Annotated in this window: 7 protein-coding genes; 5 read left to right on the top strand and 2 right to left on the bottom strand. The window is 41.9% G+C overall.

Features of this window, described 5'->3' with window-relative positions:
• Positions 1 to 29: 29 nt before the first annotated feature.
• Positions 30 to 515, bottom strand: coding sequence for a dihydrofolate reductase (locus DD657_RS09310; RefSeq protein ID WP_068688583.1), 486 nt, complete (start codon positions 513 to 515; stop codon positions 30 to 32).
• Between the two features lie 178 nt (positions 516 to 693).
• On the opposite strand from DD657_RS09310, the gene DD657_RS09305 reads away from it, so the two are divergent.
• From DD657_RS09305 to DD657_RS09285, 5 genes are all read left to right on the top strand, one after another.
• Positions 694 to 1,740 carry a pyridoxal phosphate-dependent aminotransferase gene (locus tag DD657_RS09305; RefSeq protein ID WP_021987567.1) on the top strand — a complete coding sequence of 349 codons (1,047 nt, stop codon included), beginning with the start codon at positions 694 to 696 and terminating at the stop codon, positions 1,738 to 1,740.
• Complete coding sequence (locus tag DD657_RS09300; protein WP_021987568.1) at positions 1,740 to 2,471, top strand: phosphocholine cytidylyltransferase family protein; 732 nt, start codon at positions 1,740 to 1,742, stop codon at positions 2,469 to 2,471. The genes DD657_RS09305 and DD657_RS09300 overlap by 1 nt, the downstream gene beginning before the upstream one ends.
• A gap of 11 nt (positions 2,472 to 2,482) precedes the next feature.
• Entirely contained in the window at positions 2,483 to 3,538 is a 1,056-nt protein-coding gene (locus tag DD657_RS09295; RefSeq protein WP_021987569.1) for a CDP-glycerol glycerophosphotransferase family protein, read from the top strand.
• Between the two features lie 118 nt (positions 3,539 to 3,656).
• A complete protein-coding gene (locus DD657_RS09290; protein WP_068688581.1) occupies positions 3,657 to 4,262 on the top strand; it encodes a DUF4254 domain-containing protein in 606 nt (201 codons plus the stop codon).
• Between the two features lie 2 nt (positions 4,263 to 4,264).
• On the top strand, positions 4,265 to 5,308 hold the full coding sequence (locus tag DD657_RS09285; protein ID WP_287049653.1) for a glycosyltransferase family 9 protein: 1,044 nt from the start codon (positions 4,265 to 4,267) through the stop codon (positions 5,306 to 5,308).
• Between the two features lie 46 nt (positions 5,309 to 5,354).
• On the opposite strand, the gene DD657_RS09280 is transcribed toward DD657_RS09285, so the two are convergent.
• Positions 5,355 to 6,134 (bottom strand): glycosyltransferase family 2 protein, encoded by a 780-nt coding sequence (locus DD657_RS09280; RefSeq protein WP_021987572.1) that lies wholly within the window; start codon positions 6,132 to 6,134, stop codon positions 5,355 to 5,357.
• Positions 6,135 to 6,324 lie beyond the last annotated feature (190 nt).

The raw sequence follows: 6,324 nt of genomic DNA, 5'->3' as shown, positions 1-6,324 counted from the left end.
TGAGTCCGTCCCAGTGTGTAAATCCGGAATTATATTCTACTGTAATTGATAAAAGAATAAGCAAATTCATTTTTTTCATCCGCTTCGAAATTTTCCTGCGAAAGGATATGCCATTGTCCGGGATCAATAGCGGGTATATCGACATCACCTACGGCTTCGGTATGCACACGGGTCAGATACAGGCGGTCTGCCCGATCCCACAATGCATGATAGAGTGTCGCCCCTCCGATGACAAATACCTCGTCTTCTTCTTTCACCTTTTCCAAAGCTTCTCCGATACTTCCGGCCATCTCAACACCTTCCGCCCGGAAGGCCGCATTCCGGCTGACAACAATATTCCTCCGATTCGGTAAAGCCTTCCCGATGGACTCAAAAGTCTTCCTCCCCATGACAATCGAATGTCCGGTTGTCAAAGCCTTAAAACGCTTCAAATCAGCAGACAAATGCCATATCAGTCCGTTATCTCTTCCGATAACATTATTCTCAGCCGCAGCCACAATAATCGATAAAATCATAGACTCTTATTTATGTTCCGCAACAAAAGTAATATATTCAAAACAATTCCTCCCTCATAGGCAAGGCATTTTTGCTCTTTTTTATTCCTTAAATTGAATTTTATCATATACCTTTGTCCATATTTATTCTGACACTAACAAAATTATAGTGTGTTTAACATGGATTAATACTTACAACATGGATAAAAAAACAATCTATCTCGACCGAAATGAATATAATTACGGACCGGCTCCGGAAGTAGGGGAAGTTTTAAAGAATTTCGACCCGAATAAATTATGCTTTTACACCCGTATTTACGACGAAGGTAAAAAAAGTATCCTATCCGATTATTTATCCCAGGTCTATGATATACCTGAAAAACAAATCATCCTCGGATACGGTGGAGAAGATATTTTAAAGCAAGTTGTACATTGTTTTTTGGCAGGTAAGGAAAAGCAAAAAACCTTATTGATACCGAAATTCTCCTGGTGGTATTACAAATCCATTGCAGATGAAGTCGAAGGAAGAAGTGTACTTTATCCTCTGTACGAAGAAGGCAATACTTTCAAATACGATTTTAAAGCCATGCAGGAAGCGGTCGAACGGGAAAAGCCTGAAATGGTTCTTATCGCTTCTCCCAACAACCCGACCGGCAACTCCCTGACAGCTGAAGAGTTAGACAAGGTACTTTCATTTATCGATCCGGCTACTGCTGTTGTCATCGACGAAGCTTACGCATCATTTGCCAACCAGGACACAAGTTATATCAAACCTTTGCTGGAAAAATTTCCGAATCTACTGATTGTCCGCACCTTATCCAAATTCTACGGGCTTCCCGGATTGCGGCTCGGATTCGCATTTATGGGCACTTCCCTCACCCGCTTTTTAAATTACAGTACAAAATACCTGGGATACAATCGCCTGTCTGAAGAGTTGGGAATCGCAGTATTGAAAGCAACCGATTATTATCAACGTGTAGCCGATCAAATGGCAGAAGACCGTCAGATGTATATCGATGAATTACAACCTCTGGAAGGCTTCAAAGTCTACGAATCCAATGCTAATTTTATGCTGGTAAAATATCCGATAGAACTGAAGGAAAAACTACAGGCAGCTTTTAAAGCCAAAGGATATCTGATTAAATTTATGAACGAAGCGGACATAAATACCCACATGCGGATTACATTGGGTACCCATCATCAGAATTGTCAGGTAATCGAAACCATAAAAGAAGTCGTTTGTTGATGAAAGCTGTAATCCTAGCCGCCGGCATCGCCTCCAGACTACGCCCGTTGACCGATCATAAACCCAAATGTTTGTTGGAGATCGGTAACAAATGCTTGTTGGAAAGAGCGATAACCGGTTTAACCGTTAATGGCATCCGGGAGATTGTAATTGTCACCGGATATTTACAGGAACAAATCATATCCTTCGTGAAAGAGAAATTCCCGGAAATAAAAGTGGAATTTATCTACAATGAGAAATATGCTTCGACCAACAATATTTATTCCTTATGGCTGGCTAAAGAAAGAGTACTGACCCATGAAGTCCTCTTGCTCGACAGCGATATTCTGTTCGATCCGGCACTTGTAAAAGCCCTGCTGGATTCTCCTGACAAAAATTGTCTGGCTTTGGCCGTACATCCCCTGGGAGAGGAAGAAATCAAAGTCATTCCCGACGGGCATAACCGGGTCAGGGAAATCAGCAAAACCTGTTCCATAGAACAAGCCATCGGTGAATCCATCGGGATAGAAAAAATGTCGGCTGATTACATTGCAGCATTATACCGGGAATTGGATCAAATGATCCTACGCGAAAATCTCGACAATATTTTCTATGAGGCAGCTTTTGAACGGCTGATTCCACAGGGTAAAACCTTCGGTATCGTCTCTACCGAAGGTCTGTTCTCCATCGAATTGGATACGGTTGAAGATTTTAAAGCAGCAACGGACAGAATTCCGGCTCAATTATTATAAATGAATGGATTATGCGCATCGTACTATTTTGCGAAAACAAATATGCGATCAGCATCCTGACACCGATTCAGGATGCCGCCCTAAAAAACGGAAATCAGGATATATTCTGGTATGTACACGCTAAAAACATACCGGAATTTCCACTGAAAAACGAAGTAAAATGGACAAATTCCATACAGGAGATATACGATTATTCACCGGAAGCTATTTTCGTTCCCGGTAATATCGTACCCTACTATTTACCCGGAGTGAAAATTCAGGTCTTTCACGGATATGCCGCAGAAAAAAAAGATCATTGGGTCATCCGGAGATACTTCGACACTTATTTCACACAAGGACCGTTTTTCACACAAGGTTTTAAAGCACTAGCAGCCAAATACAAAGATTTTGAAGTAACCGAAACGGGTTGGCCCCGTCAGGATTGGATCTATGCCAATCTGCACACTTTCGATGCCGAAAAACAAGCCTTACTTCAGGAACACCGAAAAGAAAAGCTGGTTCTCTATGCTCCGACTTTTTCTCCTTCTTTGACCTCCCTTCCTTTTATCAAGGAAAGCCTGAAGCAATTGGTAAAAGAAAAAAACATACTCCTGCTTATGAAATTCCATCCGTTGACAAAAGCAGAATGGATGGAAGAATACAAGCAACTGGCAGCTACCGAAAAAGACATCCTCTGGATCGACGACCACAATATAACGAAATACCAGTTGATGGCCGATCTGATGATCAGCGATACCTCTTCTACCGTATATGAATTTCTCCTGCTCGATAAACCGGTGATCACATACAAAAATGTCGCCAAAGACATTTACTGGATCGATATCCGGCAACCGGAACAATTATGTGAAGCTTACGAAAGTGCATTACAAGACGAAGAATACAGACAGAAAAGGAAATGGATCATCGACAATTACGATCCTTATTTAGACGGTAAAGTCGGAGAACGTATGCTGGCAGCAGCCCAGGACTATATTGTGCGACACGGTGTTCCGACACACCGCAAATTGAATCTATGGAGAGTATACACCAGTATTAAACGATTCGGGAAAATCCAAAAGCATAAATAGTTACCCTATACTGAAACCGCAGAGCCGGCCGCCCTGCGGTTGTAATTTTGTTTCTTCCGAATATTTTCCCTAGCTTTGTTACACTAAAAAATATTAACTTACATTATAAAATCCGATCATGACATTTACAACATTGTGCAATAAGATTTTCAACGAGTCTATCAATAAATATCATCTGACCGACAACGTCGATACTCCGATAGAAAACCCCTATCCATTGAAAACCATCGAATATTACCTGTATTTGAAAAATTGGATTGACACGGTACAATGGCATTTCGAAGATATCATCCGCGACCCGAACATCGATCCGGCAGAAGCTTTGGTACTCAAAAGACGAATCGACAAATCCAACCAGGACCGTACTGATTTGGTAGAATTAATCGACAGTTATTTTCTCGATAAATACAAGGAAGTAAAGGTATTACCGAACGCCGTTATCAATACGGAAAGTCCGGCTTGGGCTATCGACCGCTTATCGATCCTGGCATTAAAAATCTACCACATGCAACAGGAGGTCGACCGTACCGACACCACCCCGGAACATCACGCACAATGCCAGACAAAACTGAATATCTTGCTGGAACAACAAAAAGACCTTTCCACGGCTATCGAGCAACTGCTAGAGGATATTGAAGCCGGGCGCAAATACATGAAAGTCTACAAACAGATGAAAATGTATAACGATCCGAGCTTAAACCCTGTGCTTTACGGTAAAAAATAAGTATGAAGCGACTATTGGTATTTCGTTTTTCTGCAATGGGAGACGTAGCAATGACGATTCCCGTCCTGCATGCTCTCGCCAAACAATATCCGGAACTGGAAATCACGGTAGTCAGCCGGGCAGCTTTTTACCCGTTGTTTGAAAAGCTGCCGGCAACCGTATCTTTTATAGCTGCTGATCTACAAGGTAAGCACAAAGGGATAAAAGGACTTTTCCGTCTATTCCGGGAATTGCATAAGCAGAAATTCGATGCCGTCGCCGACCTGCACGACGTACTACGTACTAAATTCTTACGGTGGTGTTTTCGGCTGACCGGAACAAAAACCGCCCGTATTGATAAGGGACGTAAAGAAAAGCAAAAACTCACCCGACCCGAAAACAAAGTTTTCCGTCCTTTAAAAACCTCATTCATCCGGTATCAGGAAGTGTTTCAAAAATTAGGATTCCAATTCCCGTTACACTTTTCTTCCATTTTTGAGCAAGCGAAAGCAGATACCGGTCAGATTATTTCGGTAACCGGAGAAAAAGGAAACGATACCTGGATCGGTATTGCTCCCTTTGCCAAACACAAAGGAAAAATCTACCCCCTTCCTCTGATGGAACAAGTCATCGACGGATTATCCCAACAACCCGACACGAAAATATTCCTGTTCGGCGGCGGTAAAGAAGAAACTGCAACACTGGCAGCATGGGAGAAAAAGTTTCCGCACACCTTAGCTCTTCCCGGCAAACTACGAATGAACGGCGAACTCGTATTGATGAGCCAGCTGGACACGATGGTATCTATGGATTCCGCCAATATGCACATGGCTTCCCTGACGGGCACTCCAGTCATTTCCATCTGGGGAGCGACACATCCCTATTGCGGCTTCAGCGGCTGGAATCAATCATCTGAAAACACCGTCCAAACGGATCTATCCTGCCGCCCCTGCTCCGTATTCGGTAACAAGCCTTGTCTGCGTCAGGACTATGCCTGCCTTTACGAAATCAAGCCGGAAGAAATTCTGCAACAAATAAAAACGGTATTGAAACGCCGGAAATCTTAAAACATCAATTTTTAACCATCTGCATCCGCAAATCAATACTCTCAGATCAGGAATCTCTTAATTCTCGATCCATATCTTCCGGACGTATCCGGCTTTCCCAGATTTTTGCTATTGTCAGGAATTTATAAAAAGCATCCAGACCGGCATTTACCAAACCGGCTTTCCCGTCCCGGAAACCGCCTTTTATAAAATAAGCCTTGATAAAACGATATGCCGGCGCATAAAACATTTTCCACAAGGAGAAGTTTTGTCCTTCCCGTTTCGGAATTTCCATCGTGGAATAAGTATTCATTTTCTGAAGTTTCAATTCCAACGGATTATTGATCAAATGAATAAAAGCCAGATTTTTCTTTTTCCGGGGAATTTTTTCCACGTTACCTTCGATACGGGGAATTGCATGTACATAAGGAGGCCAGAAAACATTGTCTTTTCTAAAAAAACGTAAAATATAATCCGGATAATCCCCGTGCATAAATTTACCGAACAAATAATCTTTACGCGGGATCCACAACCCTTGCAAATCGTCTTTTCGTTCTATCCGCTCATACAAATAACTCCGTAAATCTTCCGGAACGACTTCATCCGAATCAACAACCAATATCCATTCATAAGAAGCAGACTGAATAGCGAAATTACGTGCCGGTTCACAAAAAGGTATCTTTTCATGGTAAACTACCTTACAGCCATAACGTTGTGCTATCTCCAGGGTACGATCGGTACTATACATATCACAAATAACGACTTCATCGAACGACTTTACCGATTCCAGTACCCGCCCAAGATACAACTCCGAATTATAAGTCTGTATAACGACAGATATCTTCATATACTTTATATAAACTGTATTCCAAGTCGGTGGATATTCATATATCCCTGTATCCCCGACTATAACACAACAAACTAAACGGCATTTATTTTTGATTTACGATTTATGATCCCTCTTTTCGCAGGGAAAAATTGTGGATATAATCTAAAATCGTCAATCTAAAATCTACAATTTTAAATGTCCGTTTTAA

Source organism: Culturomica sp. (genome assembly GCF_003524185.1).
Lineage (GTDB): Bacteria > Bacteroidota > Bacteroidia > Bacteroidales > Marinifilaceae > Culturomica > Culturomica massiliensis.
This window is presented reverse-complemented; position numbering and strand designations above follow the sequence as displayed.